This is a genomic window from Protofrankia sp. BMG5.30 (assembly GCF_001983005.1).
Classification (GTDB): Bacteria; Actinomycetota; Actinomycetes; order Frankiales; family Frankiaceae; genus Protofrankia; species Protofrankia coriariae.
The window spans coordinates 221,335-239,955 of record NZ_MOME01000010.1 but is presented as its reverse complement, the minus strand read 5'-3'; the positions used below and the strand labels follow the sequence as shown (position 1 = coordinate 239,955).

General features: G+C 72.7%; 11 protein-coding genes and 1 pseudogene. 4 read left to right on the top strand and 8 right to left on the bottom strand.

What is annotated here, in order from left to right; all coding sequences use genetic code 11:
• Positions 1-160: 160 nt before the first annotated feature.
• A complete protein-coding gene (locus tag BL254_RS06350; RefSeq protein WP_076842774.1) occupies positions 161-931 on the bottom strand; it encodes a bifunctional 2-polyprenyl-6-hydroxyphenol methylase/3-demethylubiquinol 3-O-methyltransferase UbiG in 771 nt (256 codons plus the stop codon).
• A gap of 662 nt (positions 932-1,593) precedes the next feature.
• On the opposite strand from BL254_RS06350, the gene BL254_RS06345 reads away from it, so the two are divergent.
• Positions 1,594-2,685 (top strand): glycosyltransferase family 4 protein, encoded by a 1,092-nt coding sequence (locus tag BL254_RS06345; protein WP_175648302.1) that lies wholly within the window; start codon positions 1,594-1,596, stop codon positions 2,683-2,685.
• A gap of 94 nt (positions 2,686-2,779) precedes the next feature.
• Here the strand turns inward: BL254_RS06345 and BL254_RS06340 are convergent, their stop codons facing one another.
• Positions 2,780-3,805: a GDP-mannose 4,6-dehydratase gene (locus BL254_RS06340; RefSeq protein ID WP_076842772.1), complete on the bottom strand. Its 1,026-nt coding sequence runs from the start codon at positions 3,803-3,805 to the stop codon at positions 2,780-2,782.
• A 100-nt stretch (positions 3,806-3,905) separates the two neighbouring features.
• Here BL254_RS06340 and BL254_RS06335 point away from each other — a divergent pair, with 100 nt between their 5' ends.
• Positions 3,906-4,601: a bifunctional 2-polyprenyl-6-hydroxyphenol methylase/3-demethylubiquinol 3-O-methyltransferase UbiG gene (locus tag BL254_RS06335; RefSeq protein WP_052914461.1), complete on the top strand. Its 696-nt coding sequence runs from the start codon at positions 3,906-3,908 to the stop codon at positions 4,599-4,601.
• Positions 4,602-4,734: 133 nt separating this feature from the next.
• On the opposite strand, the gene BL254_RS06330 is transcribed toward BL254_RS06335, so the two are convergent.
• The 4 genes and pseudogenes from BL254_RS06330 to BL254_RS28195 all read right to left on the bottom strand — a co-directional run.
• The gene (locus BL254_RS06330; RefSeq protein ID WP_254857848.1) at positions 4,735-7,206 is read right to left on the bottom strand and encodes a bi-domain-containing oxidoreductase; all 2,472 of its coding nucleotides are present in this window, start codon (positions 7,204-7,206) and stop codon (positions 4,735-4,737) included.
• Positions 7,203-9,656: a heparinase II/III family protein gene (locus BL254_RS06325; protein ID WP_076842771.1), complete on the bottom strand. Its 2,454-nt coding sequence runs from the start codon at positions 9,654-9,656 to the stop codon at positions 7,203-7,205. The genes BL254_RS06330 and BL254_RS06325 overlap by 4 nt, the downstream gene beginning before the upstream one ends.
• A 1-nt stretch (position 9,657) precedes the next feature.
• Positions 9,658-10,539 (bottom strand): SDR family oxidoreductase, encoded by an 882-nt coding sequence (locus BL254_RS06320; RefSeq protein ID WP_076842770.1) that lies wholly within the window; start codon positions 10,537-10,539, stop codon positions 9,658-9,660.
• Between the two features lie 464 nt (positions 10,540-11,003).
• A pseudogene (locus BL254_RS28195) lies at positions 11,004-12,359 on the bottom strand (glycosyltransferase family 4 protein); the annotation flags it as partial.
• A 458-nt stretch (positions 12,360-12,817) separates the two neighbouring features.
• On the opposite strand from BL254_RS28195, the gene wecB reads away from it, so the two are divergent.
• Together wecB and BL254_RS06300 are read left to right on the top strand one after the other, a co-directional pair.
• The gene (gene wecB, locus BL254_RS06305; protein ID WP_047222424.1) at positions 12,818-13,987 is read left to right on the top strand and encodes a non-hydrolyzing UDP-N-acetylglucosamine 2-epimerase; all 1,170 of its coding nucleotides are present in this window, start codon (positions 12,818-12,820) and stop codon (positions 13,985-13,987) included.
• 307 nt (positions 13,988-14,294) lie between these two features.
• Positions 14,295-16,232, top strand: a complete 1,938-nt coding sequence (locus BL254_RS06300) for a bifunctional diguanylate cyclase/phosphodiesterase (RefSeq protein ID WP_254857845.1) — start codon at positions 14,295-14,297, stop codon at positions 16,230-16,232.
• Positions 16,233-16,440: 208 nt separating this feature from the next.
• On the opposite strand, the gene BL254_RS06295 is transcribed toward BL254_RS06300, so the two are convergent.
• Both BL254_RS06295 and BL254_RS06290 read right to left on the bottom strand, forming a co-directional pair.
• On the bottom strand, positions 16,441-17,178 hold the full coding sequence (locus BL254_RS06295; protein ID WP_047222494.1) for a low molecular weight phosphatase family protein: 738 nt from the start codon (positions 17,176-17,178) through the stop codon (positions 16,441-16,443).
• A gap of 50 nt (positions 17,179-17,228) precedes the next feature.
• Positions 17,229-18,380, bottom strand: coding sequence for a glycosyltransferase family 4 protein (locus tag BL254_RS06290; RefSeq protein ID WP_076842768.1), 1,152 nt, complete (start codon positions 18,378-18,380; stop codon positions 17,229-17,231).
• Positions 18,381-18,621 lie beyond the last annotated feature (241 nt).

Genomic DNA, 18,621 nt, shown 5'->3' with positions numbered 1-18,621 from the left:
CTGACGACGCCGGGCGCGACAAAGGGTGGTCGGTGACTGTGTGACACATGGCCCGGGAAGTCGCGCGTCACAGGCCGTGGTAGCGGGCAGCGGAAGCGTCGCGGAACGAACGTTCCCCGGCGTTCGTGGCAGCTACTCCGGATGGTGTTCCGGCGTGCCGTCAGGCATTGGGCCGTCTGCCGTCCCTGCGAGCGACGACCAGAATGTTCTGGGTGAACAGATGGCCTCGTAGCACGCCGGTCTCCGCCGCGAGAGCGACGGAGAGCGACCCGCTGAGCGCTCGCCAGACCGCCCAGCGCAGCGCACTGCGCGCGCCGTGGACAATCGGTTCACAGGGAAGAATCTCGACGTGCGTGAAGCCGACGGTCCGGGCCACCTGGCGGGCGCTTCTGGCGGTGAACGCGGTTTCGTGGGTGAAGTCACCGTGTTGGTAGTTTCCGCCAAACGGGCTTACCGCGTTCGGTACGCGCGCGATGAGCACACCACCCTCACGCAGCCCGGCATGGACGGCATCCCAGACAGCGAGCACCTCGGGCTTGGTCAGATGCTCGAACAGGTCCGTGGCGATCACGGCGTCGACACCGCGCGCGGCCCGCAGCGCGCTCGTCGCGTCACCCACGTCGACCGCGTGGCCGAGCCCCGCCTGGCGCGCGAGTTCCACCTGTTCGGGACTGATGTCGACGCCTCGTGCCCGGTGGTAGCCGRCATCGAGGAGCTGTCGGACGATGGCCCCCTGCCCACAGCCGATGTCGATGACGTCGATGTCACGATCCGCGGGCAGATGGGCCCGGATCTCTTGGCGGAAGACCAGGTCGTCCGCTGTGGGAGCCCTGATACCGGCGTGCGTGGTGGCGTACTGGCCGTACATGCGGTCTCGCAGATTCGTGATCCTGGCGGGGATCGTGACCACGTCTGCCGGGTGGTCGGTCATCGCCGTCGTCCGTCGTCCGTCATGGTGGGTCGGGCGGCGCCGACCGCGACCGAACGACGGTTCCCGAAGGCGCTCTTGTATTCCACAGGCTCTCCCGTACGTGTGAGTGCCAACTTGATGTAGACCCGGCGGCTCGGCTACCCCGGACCGCTGGGAACGACCGAGGAGGGACCGTCCCGGCTCGCGACGCCCTGGGACGCGCCTGCCCGGGCTGTTGTCAGTCGGCTTCAGCCCCGRCTGTCAGTCGGCGCCCGGCAGCCGGGGTGCACCCCTCCTCCGCATGGCGATCCATCCATCCGGCCGCCGATCCCTGATCGGACGTCCCGCTCCCGAGCGCTCTCGGTTGTCCTGTCTGCGCCGGGTAGCCAGAGGTCCTTGGGAGCTGAGAGTAGCAGATTAGTAACTCTAAGAGTCTAACGGCGGAGATTTCGGCGTTCCTCGCCTCGGCGAGCCCTCGCTGTGACGGCCCGCGGCCTCGGGATGCGCGGGGCTGCGTCGGGTGGGGCGGCACGGGGCGRCACGGCACGGGACGGTGCTGCGGTGTACGGCGGGACCTGTGTGTCGGTGTCGTCGGTTTGGAATGGTTCTCGAGCACAATGTGTGACATGAAGAACTCTGTAAGTCGCAATCGCCATGTGCGGCAKGACGGCCGGACTGGTGACGTGCTGCTGCTCGCGCCGTCGTTGGGGCTCGGCGGCGGTATCGAGCGCTATCTCGCCACACTTGAGCAGGCTCTTGACGGATCGGGCACCCAGGTGCGCAGGGTGGATCTGCTTGCTCCCGGACGCCGTCCCAGCCTCACCGCGAAGGCTGTCTTCGCCGCCCGCGCCCTGGCCGCCGCGCGACGGCACGCGCCGATCCGCTGCCTGCTGGTGGGGCATCCCGGCCTCGTCCCGGTGGCGGCAGTGGTCACGGCGGCAGCCAGACCGCCGCGCTCGTTCGTCGCGTTCTACGGCACCGACATCTGGGGGACCAGGCCGCTGCGCCGGACGCTGCTCACCCGGCTTTCCCGAGCCCGCCCTCTGACGATCAGCAGTTTCAGCGCGGGCGCCATGCTGTCGCTGGGTGTCCCGGCGGTACTGCCACCCGGCATCGACCCGGGTTGGCGGCAGACCCTGCTGAGCATGCCGCGGCTGGCCGTGGCGGACCGCACCCCGGTGTTGCTCACCGTCTGCCGGCTGCCGCAGTGGCGGGGCAAGGGCGTGGCGGAGCTGGTCGAGGCGACCCGCCGGGTACGTGAGCGCATCGGCGCGGTGCGCCTGGTCGTGGCGGGGCAGGGCCCGGCACCCACCGACCTCGTCGACCTGCTCGCCCGGGTGGACGCCGAACTATACGTCTCGCCGTCCGACGCGCAACTGGCGCGGCTCTACGGCGCCGCCGACCTGTTCGCGCTGTGCACCCGGACCAGGGTCCGCGCGCCCAGCAGCGGGGAGGGTTTCGGCATCGTGCTGGTCGAGGCGCAGCTCGCCGGCTGCCCGGTCGTCGCGCCGGTCTCCGGCGGCTCGTCCGACGCCTATGTCGCCGGGATGACCGGCTGGTCACCGGTGGACGAGTCCGCCTCGGCCCTCGCCGAGCTGCTGGAGCAGGTGCTGGCGGACCGGGTCCGGCTGGTCGAGGCCGGCGGGCGGGCGCGCGAATGGGCGCGGACGGTGACCGATCCGGACGCTTACGCCGAGCAGACCCGCCGGCTCCTCCTCGGCCGGGACGAGCCGGCGCCGGCCGAGCGGGCTCGTCCCGGCGCCCTGGCAAGCTGACCGTCCCGCATGGTGGCGGACCGGCGACGAAGCGACGAAGCGACAAAGCGGCGAAGTGGTGAAGCGATGACGGCGTAGCGGCCCGGCGGCCGTTCTAGCCTGGTGGGACGGTGTGGCCGCGCGTGGGGACGGGCTCACGGTCGAGCTCGCCACGCGCGGCGGCCAGGTCGGCGTCCACCATCATCGCGACCAGGGTGCGGAAGTCGACGGCCGGCCGCCAGTCCAGCAGATCCCGCGCCTTGGACGCGTCCCCGACGAGCACGTCGACCTCGGCGGGCCGCAGGAAGCGCGGGTCCTGGACGACGTACGGGCTCCAGTCGGCTATGCCGACGTGACCGAATGCGGCGTCGAGCAGGTCGCGCACCGAGTGCGTCTCCCCGGTGGCGATGACGTAGTCCTCGGGGGTGTCGCGCTGGAGCATCCGCCACATGGCGTCGACGTAGTCGCCGGCGAACCCCCAGTCCCGCCGCGCGTCGAGATTGCCCAGCGCGATCTTCTCCTGTGCCCCGAGCGCGATCCGGGCGACCCCTCGGGTGATCTTCCTGGTTACGAACTCGGTGCCCCGGCGTGGGCTTTCGTGGTTGAACAGGATGCCGGACACGGCGTGGGCGCCGTACGACTCACGGTAGTTGACGGTGATGTAGTGCCCGAAGGTCTTCGCGACCCCGTAGGGGGAGCGCGGGTGGAAGGCGGTGGTCTCCCGCTGTGGGGTCTCGCGCACCTYGCCGAACATCTCCGAGCTCGACGYCTGGTAGAAGCGGACGCGCGACATCTCGTCCGAGGTGGCTATTCGGATCGCCTCGAGCATCCGCAGGACACCGATGCCGGTCGTCTCCCCGGTCAGCTCCGCCTGCCGCCAGGACAGGCCGACGAAGGAGATCGCGCCCAGGTTGTAGACCTCGTCGGGCTGAGCGACCTCGACCGCGCCGATCAGGGACGGCAGGTCGGTGAGGTCGCCCGCCAGCAGGCGGATCCCGGGCAGTGTCTTCTCGACCATGGCGACCTTCGGGTTCGACTGGCCGCGGACCAGGCCGAACACCTCGTAGCCCTTGTCGAGCAGGAGTTCGCCCAGGTACAGCCCGTCCTGGCCGGTGATACCGGTGATCAGAGCGTGTGGCATGCGGTGACACCCTCTTTCTGTTACTTCAAGTGCACGATATATTGCACATAGTAGTGAACACGCATCGTTCCGTCGTCACCGCACGTAGGGGAACAGTCTGATGTCCACCCTGATGTCCACCGAGGTCCCCACCGATCCGCGATCCCGCGGCGCCGGCAACAAGATCCTTCTCGATCTGATCCGCCGGGCGCCCGGCCGGGCACTCGACTGCGGCTGCGGCGCCGGTGACAGCGCGCGGCTGCTGGCCGGACGCGGGTGGAGCGTCACCGGGATCACCAGCGACCCGGCCGCACTGGCAGTGGCGGAGCGGGTGTGTGAAACCGTCCACCTGTACGACCTCACCAAGGGCCTGCCCTTCGCCGCGGACGGCTCCTACGACCTGGTGTTGCTGTCGCACGTCCTGGAACACCTCGCCGATCCCGCCGGGCTGCTGGCGGAGGCCCGGCGGGTCGTTGCCGGGGACGGGCTGGTGGTGGTGGCTCTGCCCAACGTCCTGCACTACAGCCAGCGGGTCAGGTTCGTCCGCGGCCGGTTCGAATACAGCCGGACCGGCGTGATGGACACCGCTCACCTGCGGTTCTTTACCTTCGACTCTGCTCTGCGACTGGTTCGCGACAGCGGTCTGGACGTGGTCACGACGCTGCCCGACGGCGGGCTTCCCTGGCGGCGGCTGCACGGGGTTCTGCCATCGAACGTGACCGGGCGTCTCGACCGGTGGGCCGTCCGACGGCGGCCGAACCTGCTGTGCTCACGGGCGGTGTTCCTGGCCCGGCCACTGCCGAGCTGGGCGGCGTGACCCGCCGGTCAGGGACCCGGCCCGCAAGGAGGCGCACCGACCGGCGGCATCGGCGGCGGTGCCGAATCCGACGGTACGTCCGGCTGCGTCCGGTCTGCCAGGGCTCGCGGCGGCGTTCATGACGGTGCTCCGTTCATGACGGTGCCTGTAGCGAGGCTGGTGACGGGAGCGTCGGCGCCGCGGGCTCCACCGGTCCCGCCAGCGCTGTGGGCGTCGCCGCCGGTTCGGCCTGACCTGCCAGCGCGCCCACCGTCGCCGTCGCCGCGGCGGCGAGGACGTGCGCCGAGGTGACCAGGCCGAGGTCCTCCTGCCCGGCCGCGCCGTCGGCGGCATCGCGCAGCCGCCGGTGGAACTCGCGCACGGCCGCCTCGTGCCCCTTGTCCTGGCGTCCCTGCCAGACGGTGCGGCCACCGACGGTCAGCGACCGGAAGTCGTCGAGGACGAGGTGCGTGTCGCCGGCCAGCGCCTCCAGACGCTCCTTGCCGACGCCGGCCGGGCGCGCGGAGGAGTAGACGATCACCGAGGCCGACTGATCGGTGTGCCCGAGCACGACCGTCACGTCGTCGGCGAGCAGCACGCCCCCACGTCCGGCCGGATGCGCCCGCACCGACACGATCTCCGAAGGGTTCAGGAACGTGCAGGTGTCGACGAAGTGGCAGACCTCCCCGAGCAGCCGTCCGCCCTGGCGGCGGTCGGCGTACCAGTGCCCGTCCGTGACCTTCCCGGCCGCGACCCGGTAGATCATGGTGAGTGGGGACGTCCGGGCGTCGAGCTGTTCCCGGGCGAGCCGGGCCGCGGGTGACCAGCGCCGGTTGAAGCCGGTGAACAGGACGCCGTCGGCGCTGCGGGCGGCGTCCGCCACCGCCCGCAGCTCGTCGAAGGACAGCGCCAGCGGCTTCTCGCACCAGACGTGCCGGCCGGCCTTCAGCGCCCGTACGACCAGGTCCGCGTGGGCGTCGTGCGGGGTCGCGATGACCACCACGTCGACGTCGGGATCGTCGATGACGGCGTCCGGGCTGCCGGCGATCCGGGTGAAGCCGGCGCGCTCCCCGAAACGCCGGGCGCGCAACCCACCGGCCGAGCCGACCGTGACGAAGCGGTCGAAGCCCGCAGCCCGGAAGGCGGGCAGCAGCACGGTGGCGGAGAAGGCGCCGGCGCCGATCCAGCCGATGCCGTAGCGCCGGCCGGCGTCCCGTGTGCTGTCGGTGTGTGCACCGTCGCCGTGTGCGCCGTTGTCGTGTGAGCTGTCGCCGTGTGCGCTGTCGCCTGCGCGGGCGGCGCGGCGTGCCCCGGCAGGCCCGGGGAGGGCGGGCAGCCCGGGGACCCGGGAGAGCCCGGCCGCCAGGGAGGACCCGGGCAGCCGCAGCGGCAGGGACAACCGGGAGGCACCGGACGGCCCCGGCAGCCCGGACAGCCCCGACAGCCGTCCCGGCTGCCCGCGCCGGGACGGCAGGACGATGCTCTCCGGCAGTGTCCGGGAGACGTCATAGTCGAAGCGGATCGCCAGGTATGGCTCGCTCCGGCTCTCGACCAGAGCATAGGCGGACGCGGCGTCGTCGACGGCGAAACTGTGTGTGACCAGGTCATCGACCTTCAGCCGGCCGGTGGCCAGCAGGTCGACGACGGCCTCCAGGTTGCGGCCCTCTGTCCAGCGGACCTGACCGGCCGGATAGTCCACCCCCCAGTCCTCGTACGCCCGCTCGTAGCGGCCGGGACCGTACGAGCGGGCGAAGCGCACCGACAGCTCCCGGTCGTAGAAGGGCGTGCGGTCGAGCTCAAGCCCGACGTCCCCGACAACGACCACGGTCGCGCGGTCCCGGCACAGCGCCGGCACCCGACCGATGAGATCCGACGTCCGGGTGGCGGYGCAGACCAGCACGGCGTCCGCGCCCCGCCCACGGGCCCAGCGCAGCACCGCGGYCGTGGTGGCCTCGCCCTGTTCACGCAGGGTGAGGACGCCGGCCCGGTCGGCCGCGGCCAGCGGCAGGTCGGCGACGTCGATGCCGGCCACGTCGCATCCGCTGGCCAGTGCGATCCGGGCGGCGAGCTGGCCGACCAGGCCAAGCCCGACGACCACCACCTTGGCGCCCGGCCCGACGTCGGCCAGGCGCAGCCCGTGCAGGGCGATGGAGCCCACCGTCGCGAACGCCGCGTCCGCGGCCGGTACCTCGGCGGGCACCGGCACGCACAGCAGACCGGGCACCGCCTGGACCTCGGCGTGGTTCGCCCAGCCGGCCCCACCGGTGGCGACGAGCTGCCCGGGCACGATGCCGGTCCCGTCGACCATCTCCCCGACGTCCAGCACGGTCCCGGCCGCGCTGTAGCCGAGCGGGATGTCCCCGCCGAGGCGGGCCCGTACCGCGCGGGCGGCCGGGCCGATCCCGTCGGCCCGGGCCCGCTGGACCACCTGGCGGACCAGGTCGGGACGGGCCCGGGCCTTGGCCACCAGCCCCGAGCGGGCGAGCGCGGTGACCGCCCGCTCCGTCCCGGGGGAGACGATGCTCGCCGCGGTCCGGACCAGCACCTCGGTCGGGCCGATCCGCGGCGCGGGGACGTCGAGAACCTCGACCGCGCCCCCACTGACCGCCTGCACCACTTGTTTCACGTCCGCTCCACCCTCTTGGCTCCCGCCTGGCCCGGCGCCTCCGGTCGGCCTGCTGCTTCCGGTCGGCCTGCTGCTTCCGGTCGGCCTGCTGCTTCCGGTCGGCCTGCTGCTTCCGGTCGGCCTGGTGCCTCTGACCGGTTTGGTGCCCCCGACCGGCCTGATACGTCTGGCTGGCCTGATATGCCTGGTTGGTTCGGTGCATCCGGTTGGTCCGCTGCCGTCGGCCGAGCTGGTGGTTGCGGCCGGGCGTCGGCCGGCCGGCCGATCTCGATGTCCGTGTGGATCTCGACGGGCAGCTCGTGATCGACGACGTAGGCGGCGGTGAGCGCCGGCACGGTGTCCTGCCAGCCGAGCGCACGGTGCGTCGGGCGCAGCTCCCAGCGGCCCGTCACGGCGGCGGCCGGGTCGTTCCGCACACGCAGGACGATCTCCCCGCTGCCGCTGCCGCTGCCGCTGCCGCTGCCGCTGCCGCTGCCGCTGCCGCTGCCGCTGCCGCTGATCCGGACCGTGTCGAGGCCGTCCACGGTGGCGGTCGCGGTGTGGGTGAGCGGGAAGAGGATCTCGACTCGATGGCCCCGCTGCCCGGCTTCCCGCTCGGTCGCCGGGGCGGTGCGCGTCACCCGGTCGGTGAGCGTCACCCGCTCCGGCCGGACCGTGAAGGTGCGTTCGTGCGACGGGCGTCCGGGCAGGCGCCGGTAGCCGTCGTGGGACGCGGTGAGGACCGCTGTGTCGCCGTCCAGCGCCATCCGGGTGATCGCCGCGCGGGCGCGGCGGCCGGCGCGGAAGGCACCCCAGACCTCGGTCGAGTCGGTGCCGTCGACGACCAGGCTCGCGTGCGCCGCGCTCGAGCGTTCGTGGTCGCGGACGGCCCCCGGATCGTAGGTCGAGGTCGCGGTGTCGACGATCAGGGGGACACCGTCGTACCAGAGCAGGAACGCGAGGGTGTCGGCGTGGGCGTGCGCGGGCAGCGTGTCCGGGCAGGCCGGCCCGACATCGGCGACGAGGTGGAAGCCGCCCGCCCGTAACACGGCGAGACCGCTGTCGGCGAGCAGCCGCGACCCGGTGCCGACGCCGGTGGTTCCGGCACTGGTGGTTCTGGCACTGGTGGTTCCGGTGCTGACGAGTCTGCCGCTGACGGGTTCGCGGTCGCCGGGCAGCAGGTGGTCCACCGCGTCGGCGGGGACGGGGTAGCCGTCGTTCAGCAGCGGCACCTCCCCGTCCGGGCCGAGTACCGTGCGTAGCCAGTCGCGCATCCGGGCGATCGCAGCCGGCAGATCGTCCGGCACTGCCGCGCCGCTCGCCGCGAGCAGGCGGACCACGTCGTCGAGGTCGGCGAGCACCTGGCAGTGGTAGGCGGGCGCCCGCTCGTAGTGACCGCCGTCGGCCAGCACCTGCCGGCGGACCTCGCGACGCAGCCTCTCGACCCACCGCCGGCGGCCAGCGGCGTCGCCGCCGGCCACCGCCAGCCCGATCAGGGCCTTGAGGTTCTTGACCAGATGGTTGCCACCGACGTCGGTCTCCAGGTGCGCCCGCAGGAAGGCCGCGTGCCGGCCGAGGTCGGCGCGGACGGCCGCCTCGGCCGCACCGCCCCGCGCGAGCGGCTCGAACAGCCCGCACAGCGTCCACGCGCGCAGGGAGGCGACATAGGGCGCCCACGCGGTGCCGGCGCCCGGCGGCACAAGCCTGCGGCCACGGCGTGTAACGAATTGTCCGCCGGGGGTCGCCGTGGCGTCCCGGCTGCTGTCGATCAGCGTGGCGGCCCGCCATGACGTGTACAGCCGGGCGAAGACGGCCCGGGCCTCGTCGCGGTCACCGTGCGCCGTCAGCGTCCAGGCCCAGTCCCAGTAGTGCAGGTGGTAGCGCCACAGCAGCGGCGCGCCGTCCTGCGCCCAGTCGAGTTCGGCCGGGTCACCGTCCGGCACACGCAGCCGGCGGGTGTGGCCGAGCAGGGTCAGCGTCCCGTCGATCAGCTCGGCCGGGTCCGGCCAGGGCGCGGCGAGGCGGCCGTCGAACGGTACGAAGGCGGGCGGCCAGCAGCCGATCTCCGGGGCGGCCAGCCGCAGCAGCCGATCGGTCGTCCAGGGGAAACGCCGGGCGAAGGCCCGCTGGCCACGAAGCCGCACCCGGGCCGTGATCTGCCGTGGACGCAGGTGCCGGACGGTCCGCGCGTACCGGGTGGCCCGCGGGTACCGGCCCGGCCGCACACCCGTGGCCGCCACGGGGGAGGCAGCGGCCAGCGAACCATCTCCGGTGCCGGTGCCGGTGCCGGTGCCGGTGCCGGTGCCGGTGCCGGAGGCGGCGCTGCCTGCGGTACCGCTGCCGGCACGGGAACCGGGGGCGGCACTGGCCGGGCTGAGGCTCGGCGTCGGGTGGCCGGCGGCGCTGGCCACGGCCGTGGCCCCACGGTCTGCCGGCGGGCGCGGGTCGGTGACGTCACGCAGGCTTGTCACGTCAGCGGCGCCCTTCGGCCAGCAGCGCCGCCTCGGCCTGGATGCCCCGCGCGAACGGTCGTGGCGCGAAGCCGAGGTCGGCGGCCGCGTCGGTGATCGGGAACGCCTTGTCCTCGGCGAGCCGGGCGATCTGTTCGGCGCGTAGCCGTGGGCGGGCCGCCAGCCGTTCGTATCCGCGGGCCACGGCGAGCGTGGCGCGCAGCGGGAGCGGAACGGTGACGATCCGGCGCCCGACCGCGGCAGCGGCCTCCGCCACGATCGTCCGGAAGGTCAGCGCCTCCGGCCCGGCGAGGTTGTAGGCGCGGCCGACGCACACCTCCAGCCGGGCCGCGGCCAGCACGGCGGCGGCGAGATCGTCGACGTGGACGGGCTGTTGCAGGCGGCTGCCGCCACCGGGCAGGGGCAGCAGGGGGGAGCGGCGCAGCACGGCCAGCAGGCGAGCCATGTTCCGGTCGTCCAGACCTCCGTAGATCATGGTGGGGCGCAGGATCGTCCAGTCGAGACCGCTGCTGGTGATCATTTTTTCGGCGTCCGTCCGGATCCGCTTTGTCGCGGCCGGGAGCGTCGTGAAGATCGCGGTCGTGGAGATGAAGATCGCCCGGTGTAGCCCGGCCGCCTCGGCCGCCGACACGATCACGTCCGCGTGCCCGAAGCCGAGGGAGGCGAGGTTGACCAGGACGTCGCCCTTGGCGGCCTGGAACGCGGCGTCCACCGAGGCGGGGTCGTCGAGATCGCCCGCGACAACCTGCGCGCCCGCGCGCTCCAGAGCCTGGGCGGCCGCCGCGCCGCGGGCGAGCCCGACGACGTGATGCCCGTCCCGGACCGCGCCCGCGACCACCCGGCGTCCGAGGAATCCGGTTCCGCCGGTCACCAGCAGCCTCATGCGCGTCCTCGCTGCCCGGGGATGGCGGTCGTGATGTCAGGCGTGACGCCGGTCGTTCCGAAGGTGCCGGACGCGCCGGTTCCGCCGGTTCCGCCGGTTCCACCGGTTCCGCCGGTTCCACCGGTTCCGCCGGTTCCACCGGTTCCGCCGGTTCCACCGGTTCCGCCGGGTACGCCGGGTACGCCGGAAGCCTCCGGCGCCTCTGCCGGCCCGCCCGCCGGCAGAGGCGGCAGGGGTATCGACAGGAGCGGTTCGGTTACAGGCTGGGATGGTTCGTCTGCTGGCCGGCGCGGCTCACCAGCCGGCCGGGACGGTCTGGGCGGTCCGGTCGCCGGTCGGGACGGTCCGGGCGGTCCGGCTGCCAGTCGGGGTGGTGGCACCGGTGGCCAGCACAACTCGGCGGTGTCGTCCACGGGGCGCGGACGTTGTCGCGGAATGGTGACCGTACGGCCCGTCACCTCCTCGAGGAGGTGACGGTAGCGGCGGGCGAGCGCCTGACGGTCGAAACGCGCCACCACACAGGCCCGGCCCTGTGCGCCCATGGCGGCGCGCCGGGCCGGGTCCGCGGCCAGGGCGCGGACCGCCCGGGCCAGCGCCGACGGGTTTTCGGGTGGGACGACGACCCCGCCCGCCTCGGAGAGGATCCGGGCGGCCTCACCGGCGAGCGCGCCGATGACCGGCCGGCCGGCGGCGAGCAGCTCGAACATCTTCGACGGGATGAAGGTGGCGAACAGCGGCACGTCCCGCAGCGGGACCAGGCAGATGTCGGCCGCGGCGACGATGGCCGGCACCTCGTCGCGGTTGACCGCGGGCAGCATGGTGACGTTGGTGAGCCCCAGCTCGGCGACCCGGTCGGCGACCCGCCCGCGATCGGCCCCCTCGCCGACGAGGGCGACGTGCACCGGATCCCGGGCGAGTTCGGCCGCGGCGTCCACCACCGAGACCAGCCCCTGGGAGATGCCGTGGGCGCCGATGTAGAGGACGAGCGTGTCACCGGGGCGCGCGCCGAGCCTGGCACGTAGCGTCCGGGACGCCTGCTCCGCCGAGGAGGAACCGACCGGGGGCGACGCGGCCGGCGGGCCCAGCGGCTCCGTTCGGGGCGCAGGCTTTGCCGCGACCGGCGGTGCCGGCGGGGCCGGGAGGGCTGGCGGTGCTGGCGGGGCCGACGGGGCCGGCAGAGCCGCCGGTGTGGCCGGGCTGAACCGGCTCAGGTCGGCTCCGTTGTGGATCGTGTGGACCTTGCCGGCGGGAATGCCGCGTCCGACGATGTCGTCCCGGAAGCCGTCGGTCACGGTGACGACGGCGTCGGCGGCCCGGTAGGCGGCCATCTCCAGCCGTTCGAGCGCGGCTATGACCCGGCGGTCGCGCAGCACGCCGAGCTGTACGAAGATCGCCGGCCACAGGTCGCGGACCTCGACCACCAGGCGTGCGCGCCGCAGCCGGGCCAGCAGCCACGCCGAGCCGAGCGGGAAGAAGGTCGGGGACGAGACGACCACCACGTCGGCCGCCCCGGCCGCCCGCCCGCCCAGCAGCACGCTGGTCACCGTGAACGACAGGTGTGACAGGGTCCGGCGGGCGATTCCCTCGTTCGGGGTGGCGTACAGCCAGGTCCGTATCACCCGGTAGCCGTCGCGTCGCTCGATCCGCCGCCACGCGCCGCGGTACTCCGGCGGCACGACGCCGGTGGGGTGGTTGGGCATCCCGGTCAGGACCGTGACGTCCAGGCCGTCCGCCGCCCAGGCTCGGGCCGTCTCGGCGAGGCGGGCCTGTGGGGCGCCCACCTCGGGCGGGAAGTAGTGGGTGATCAGGAGTACGCGCAGCGGCCGACGGCCCGCGGTATCGGCCGCCGCTGTCGGTCCTACCGCTGCTCCTGTTGGCCTTGTTGGTCCTGCTGGTCCGGTCACCGCAGCCACCTCGGCGCTGCGCACGCGATGCGGGCGAAGTTCACGGTTGGCTCCCAGGTGCGAGTGAGTACGAGATGGCTACGAGATGGCGTGGAAAACGTGCAGTCGGCGCGACAGAGCTTATCGTAATCGAACAGATACGATCCGTGTATACACGTCCGGCGTGGCGACGATATGGTCACCTGGAGTAATTAGATCTGGTGGGCTGCTGGATCCCATGGATCCCGTAGGCAGTGRCTCCCGCGGGTAAAGGAACCCCGCGGACAGCGGGGCCGGCCGGCGGTGGATGCGGTGGCCGCCAGCCCGGCCGCCAGCCGATCCGGCCGCCAACCGGTCCGGCGGCCGGCCCGACGCCTCGAGCAGGGAGTCCCCTCGTGCATGTCCTCTTCGTTGCCGGTGCCCGGCCCAACTTCATGAAGGTCGCGCCGGTCCTGGCCGCGGCCGTGGAGCGCGGTGCCGCCACCACGCTCGTGCACACCGGTCAGCACTACGACGCCGCGATGAGCGGGGTGTTCTTCGACGAGCTCGGCCTGCGGGCCCCCGACCACTTCCTCGACGTCGGCTCGGGCAGCCACGCCGGCCAGACCGCCGGGGTCATGACGGCCTTCGAGCCGCTGCTGGCCGCCGTCCGCCCGGACGTCGTCGTGGTGGTCGGCGACGTCAACTCCACGCTCGCCTGCGCGCTGGTCACGGCCAAGTCCGGCATCCCGCTGGCGCACGTCGAGGCCGGGCTGCGCAGCCGGGACTGGGCCATGCCCGAGGAGGTCAACCGGGTGGTGGTCGACCGGGTCTCCGACCTGCTGTTCGTCACCTCGCCGGACGCCGCCGGCAACCTCCGCCGGGAGGGCTACCGACCCGACCAGACACACCTCGTCGGCAACGTCATGGTCGACACCCTGTTGGCGAACATCGAGCGCGCGCGGGCCCGGCCGACCCTGCCCCGGCTCGGGCTGCACACCGGCGGATACGGGCTGGTGACCCTGCACCGCCCGGCCAACGTCGACGACCCGGACGTCCTGGCGGGGCTGCTCGGCGCGCTCGGGAAAGTCGCCGAGCAGTGTCCCCTGGTGTTCCCCCTGCATCCCCGGACCCGGGCTCGGGTCGAGGGGCGGCTGCCGGCGGGGGTGACCACGCTCCCGCCGGCCGGTTATCTCGACTTCCTCGCCCTGCAGGCCGGCGCCCGGGTCGTCCTGACGGACTCGGGCGGAGTCCAGGAGGAGACGACCGTCCTGGGCGTCCCGTGCCTGACGCTGCGCGACACGACAGAGCGCGCGATTACTGTCACCGAAGGTACCAATCAGGTCATCGGTACCGATCCCGAACGGGTTGTGGCGGTGGCGACCGAGGTGCTCGCCCGCCCCCCGCGGCCACGGCGGCCCGCGCTGTGGGACGGACGCGCCGGTGAGCGGATCGTCGAGATCCTGCTCGCGGGCGACTACGGCGGCCACGGACGCCGGCCGACCGACATCACCGCTCGGACCGCTCCGCCGAACGCCGCTCCCGCGAGCGTGCCCCCGCGAAGCGTCGCAGCCCGGGGCAGGTGAGCGCCCCGCGCGCCGCGCCCGGGGCAGACCACGCTGTGACCTCTCCAGCAGACCACGCCGTGGGTGTTGCTGGCCGACTGTGTCCGACGGCCGTCGAAACAGCCGTGAAATGCCTGCTAGCAGGCTGAACAGCCCTGTTCCGGAAGCTGAAGTTCATCCATACCGGGCGAGTCCGACGCGTTACTCTCGGACCGCCTGCCAAGAGCACCCAAGTCCGGATTTCAGGGGAATCGATGCCTGTAGACATCAGCGGCCGCGCCGGCCGGGATCCCGCCAGCAGATCATCAGTCCAATGGTGACGTTGTTCGTGCCCGAGCGGTGGACCCGGCACCGGGCCCCGGACGGACGCGCGACGCGGGACCGGCTGTCCCGCCGACCGGTTCGCCCGGTCGCGGATCCGATCGGCCGCATGGTCGGCCGCGTCACCGATCCGGCGCGGCGGCAGTGGCCGTCCGCGCACGCCGTCCTGTCATGTCCGCTCCGGCCGCGGGCTGTCGTGGCCACCCTGGTCGGCTGGACAGCGGCCTCGACGTCGCTGGTGTGTTGGACGGCCCTGTATACCGAGGCCGGTCTGTGGATGGTCCTCTCGGCGTGTTCGCTGATTCTGGTCGTGATCACGGCGACCATGCTGTCGCTGTGCCGTATGCGAGAAAATCGCGTCGGCGAGTTCGCGGGTACCGACGAGCTGACCGGCCTCGCCAATCGGCACGGATTTCTCGGCCAGGCCGCGCGTCTGTTCGAGGAACATTCCAACGGCTGCCCGGCGCGCTGCCGGGACCCGGACCCGAACCCGGGCTCGGACCAGGAGCCGGACCGGGACCAGAAGGACGCGGGACGCCCTGGCCGCGCTTCCGGCGCGTTACTACTGATCAATATCGACCGTTTCCGAGAGATCAACAGCAGCCTCGGCCACGAGCAGGGCGACCGGCTGCTGATCGAGGTGGGCCGGCGGGTCCGCAAACTGGGACGCGCCGGCAACCTGGCGGCAAGGATCGGCGGAGACGAGTTCGCGCTGCTGCTGCGCAACACGGGCGCCGAACGGGCACAGGCCGCGGCGGCCGGCGTCCGCGACGTCCTCCGGGAGCCGTGCACGCTCGCCGGCACGCCGGTACCGGTCGAGGCGAGCATCGGCATCGCGATCGCTCCCGATCACGGCCAGGACGTGCCCGAACTCCTGCGCAACGCCACCTCCGCCCTGGGCGAGGCGAAGAAGTCGTCCACGGGCCACCGGGTGTACGACTCGAGCTGTGCCCGGCCCGGCCCGGCCCGGCTGCGGCTGCGCGCCGAACTGCGCACCGCCCTGCGCAACGGGGAGATCGAGCCGTACTACCAGCCCAAGGCCGACCTGCGCACCGGCCGGGTCACCGGGATGGAGACGCTGGTGCGCTGGCGGCATCCCGTCGACGGGATTCGCACGCCCGACACCTTCCTCCCCGACATCCAGGCCGCCGGCCTGATGCCCGTCATGACCAGGCAGATCCTCACCAGAGCGCTCGCGGACTGCGCACGCTGGCACGCCGCCGGCGCTCGGCTGTCGGTGTCGGTGAACGTGCCCGCACCCGTGATCGTCGACCCCGGTTTCGTCCCCGGCGTGCACGAAGCCCTCAGCGAGGCGGGTGTCCGCCCGTCCGCGCTCTGCGTGGAGATCACCGAGGACTCCCTGATGATGCAGCGGGAGCGCGCGCAGCACACCCTCGCCCGGCTGCGCGCGCTCGGCGTGCGGGTCAGCCTCGACGACTATGGCAGTGGCTACTGCTCCCTGGCCTACCTGCGGGATCTCCCCGCGGACGAGCTCAAGTTGGACCGTGCCTTCCTGCGGGACGTCGAGCGCAACCCCGCGGCCGGGGAGATCGTCCGATCGACGCTCGCCCTGGCGCACACCCTGCGCCTGCGGATGGTCGCCGAAGGCGTCGAGACGGCCGGGTCATGGGCGCTGCTGGCGGCCTGGGGATGCGACGAGGCGCAGGGTTACTTCATCTCGCCGCCCATGGTCGGTGAGCGGGTTCTGCCCTGGCTGCGGCAGTGGACTCAGCAGGCCCGCCCACCCCAGCAGGTCCATCCGTCCCGGCCGGCGCCGGTACCGCCGTCCGCGCCGCCATCATCGGTGCCGCTGGTGCCATCGTCGCCGGTGGAGCCGGTGCCGTCACAACCGCCGCTGTCGCGAGGGCTGCCGCCGTCGCAACCGCTGTCGTTGCCGCAGACGCAACCGTTACCGATGCCGTCGTCCAGAACACCAGTTATGTAACCACAAGTAACTATGCGGACGACGGTACCCGTGGGTGGGCGACGGCCGCTGGGGAAGATCGCTGTCTGTTTGTCGTCGGGTACGCTTAACGGCCGAAAAAGCGTACTCAACGACCAGCAGGCCCGGATCAGGCCAGATCCGGATCTGGCCTGATCCGGGCCACGCTCGGTGCGGACGGTTGCGGACGCCGTCTGCCGCGCTGTCCGCATCACCGGGCGATGCCGCTCGCGGCACGGGCCAGCAGCTCCAGCGGCTGGGCCAACGCCTCGCCGATCTGTTCGGCGCACATCCGGAACGTCTCGACCGTCGATCCGATCGGGTCGGGGATGTCGTCGTCAGCGGGAGTCGCGGGACGGCGGAGGCCGCGGCGGGCCAACGCGCGGGAGACAAGGGCCTGGCCACACATCCGGATCGTCTCCGGGGTCGGGGGCAGCGGCTCCCGGCGGAGGGGGTCGGTGGCCGGCCGGGCTCCGCCCAGGTTGCGGGCCCCGCCCGGGTAGGCGGTGCCCGGGCTGATGTCGGCGGGTGTGAGCCCGGCGGTCACCCGGGCGAACTCCCGCAGGGTGAAGGTACGGCTGACGGTCTTCGGCGCGGTCGTCACGACGGCCGCGCGGTGCCCGCGCTCCGCGCACAGCACCAGATCGGCGCTGTCGAGCAGCCCGACGTGCAGGCGGCGGGTGGTGAAAGCACGCGGATCGAGACCACGGCCGGCCAGGACGGACGCGGCGTGCGGGTGGATGGGCGTGCCGTCATGTGCGCTGGTACCGGCGCTGGTGACGGTCACCCCGGGTGCGGCGGCGGTACCCAGCGCCTCCTGTAACAGCGCGGTGGCGAGGTACTGGGCCATCGGCGATCGACACAGGTTCCCCGTGCACACGATCAGGATGTGCCACGGTGCCGCGGGGCCGGCGGGCCCACCCGTGCCGGGCGTGCGGGCGGCTGTCATCGCGGCGCGGAGATTCTCGTGATCATTGTGGTTGTTGCCGTTCGGGGCTGTCACACCGCGGGGGTGGTGTTGTGCAGGGCTTCGCCGTGTCCACTCATCTTCGGGTTCGTGGCCCGGTGCCGGCCGGGCGCGGCGGCGCCGGCCCGGGGCTGTCGCCGCCTGCCGTCGAGGTAGCGGGGGAGCAGCAGATACATCCGGACGAGCAGGACGGCGGCGATGCCGGCGGCCACCCGCGCCGCCAGGTCGGCACTGTAGATCACGATGCCGAGGCCGGCGGTCGCCGCGGTGACCGAGGAGACCGCGAGCGTCGCGCGGGTGTGCGACCATCCCGCTACCGTGAGCAGCTGGTACACGTGGCCGCGGTGCGGCGCGTACCAGAGCTGGCCGGAGCGCACCCGCCGCAGCAGCGTGCAGGAGGTGTCCGCGAGGTAGACCAGCAGCGGGGCGACGACGGCGTCGGGCCGCACACCGTGCGCGACGGCCAGCAGCGTCAGCACGGCGATCAGCGCGCCAAGGGCGTAGCTGCCCACGTCGCCGAGAAAGATCCTGGCCCGCGGGAAGTTGTAGGGGCCGAAGCCGAGCGCGGCCCCGGCCGCCATGGCCCCGCCGTAGGTGAGGAAGTCCAGGCCGCTGCGGTGCCCGATGACAGCGAAGGCCACGCCGGTCAGCAGGGTCTGGGCCGACGAGATCCCGTTGATCCCGTCCATGAAGTTGAAGGCGTTGGTGAAGCCTGCGATCCACACCAGCGCCGCGCAGGCGGCCAGCGGGATGACCGCGACCGGCAGGTCGGGCGGTGCCACGGCGACCCAGGCGACGATCGTCAGCGCCGCCGCGATCATCTGTAGGCCGAGTCGGCGGAGCGCGGCCACGCCATGGGTGTCCTCGGCGAGGCCGAGCAGGCCGAACAGCGACGCCGCCACCACCACGGTGAACAGCTCGGCGGGGGCGTCCACGGCCGGGTCGATGATGGGTACCAGCATGCCGGCGAACAGGCCGAGGGCGATGGCCACTCCGCCGCCCCGGCAGGTGGGCACCAGGTGTGAYGATCGTTCGGTCACGGCGTCCATGACGGCCAGGCGCCGCATGCCCGCGATCACGGCCGGTGTCGTGACCGCGGTGATCAGGAGTGCGATGGCTGCCGAAAGCGCCACGTCGTCCACCGCCTTGGGATGGTCCGGAGGGTCCTTCGCCGTCGCCGGCACGGAAAAATCATGGCCGTGCCGCTGGTGGCCAGCTGGATCCGAGTCTGATCGAAGATCGAAAGATGGCTACATTAAGTAGTAGAGAGACTACTACTAGTGTGGATCGGTGTTCGTCATGTCGCGTCCGACATCGGCATCGGCGCCGGCATCGGCATCGGCGCCGACGCCRCCGGCATCGGCGCCACGGCGGGATGCTGGCATCGTGACCGCYGATGTCGGTGTCGCGCCGCTCGTCCACGCG

What these genes read in the sequence shown, in the direction of transcription:
- BL254_RS06335 (WP_052914461.1), top strand. Translation starts at nt 3,906, where the DNA reads ATGTCCACCCTGATGTCCACCGAGGTCCCCACCGATCCGCGATCCCGC.
- BL254_RS06320 (WP_076842770.1), bottom strand. Translation starts at nt 10,539, where the DNA reads ATGAGGCTGCTGGTGACCGGCGGAACCGGATTCCTCGGACGCCGGGTG.
- BL254_RS06295 (WP_047222494.1), bottom strand. Translation starts at nt 17,178, where the DNA reads ATGACAGCCGCCCGCACGCCCGGCACGGGTGGGCCCGCCGGCCCCGCG.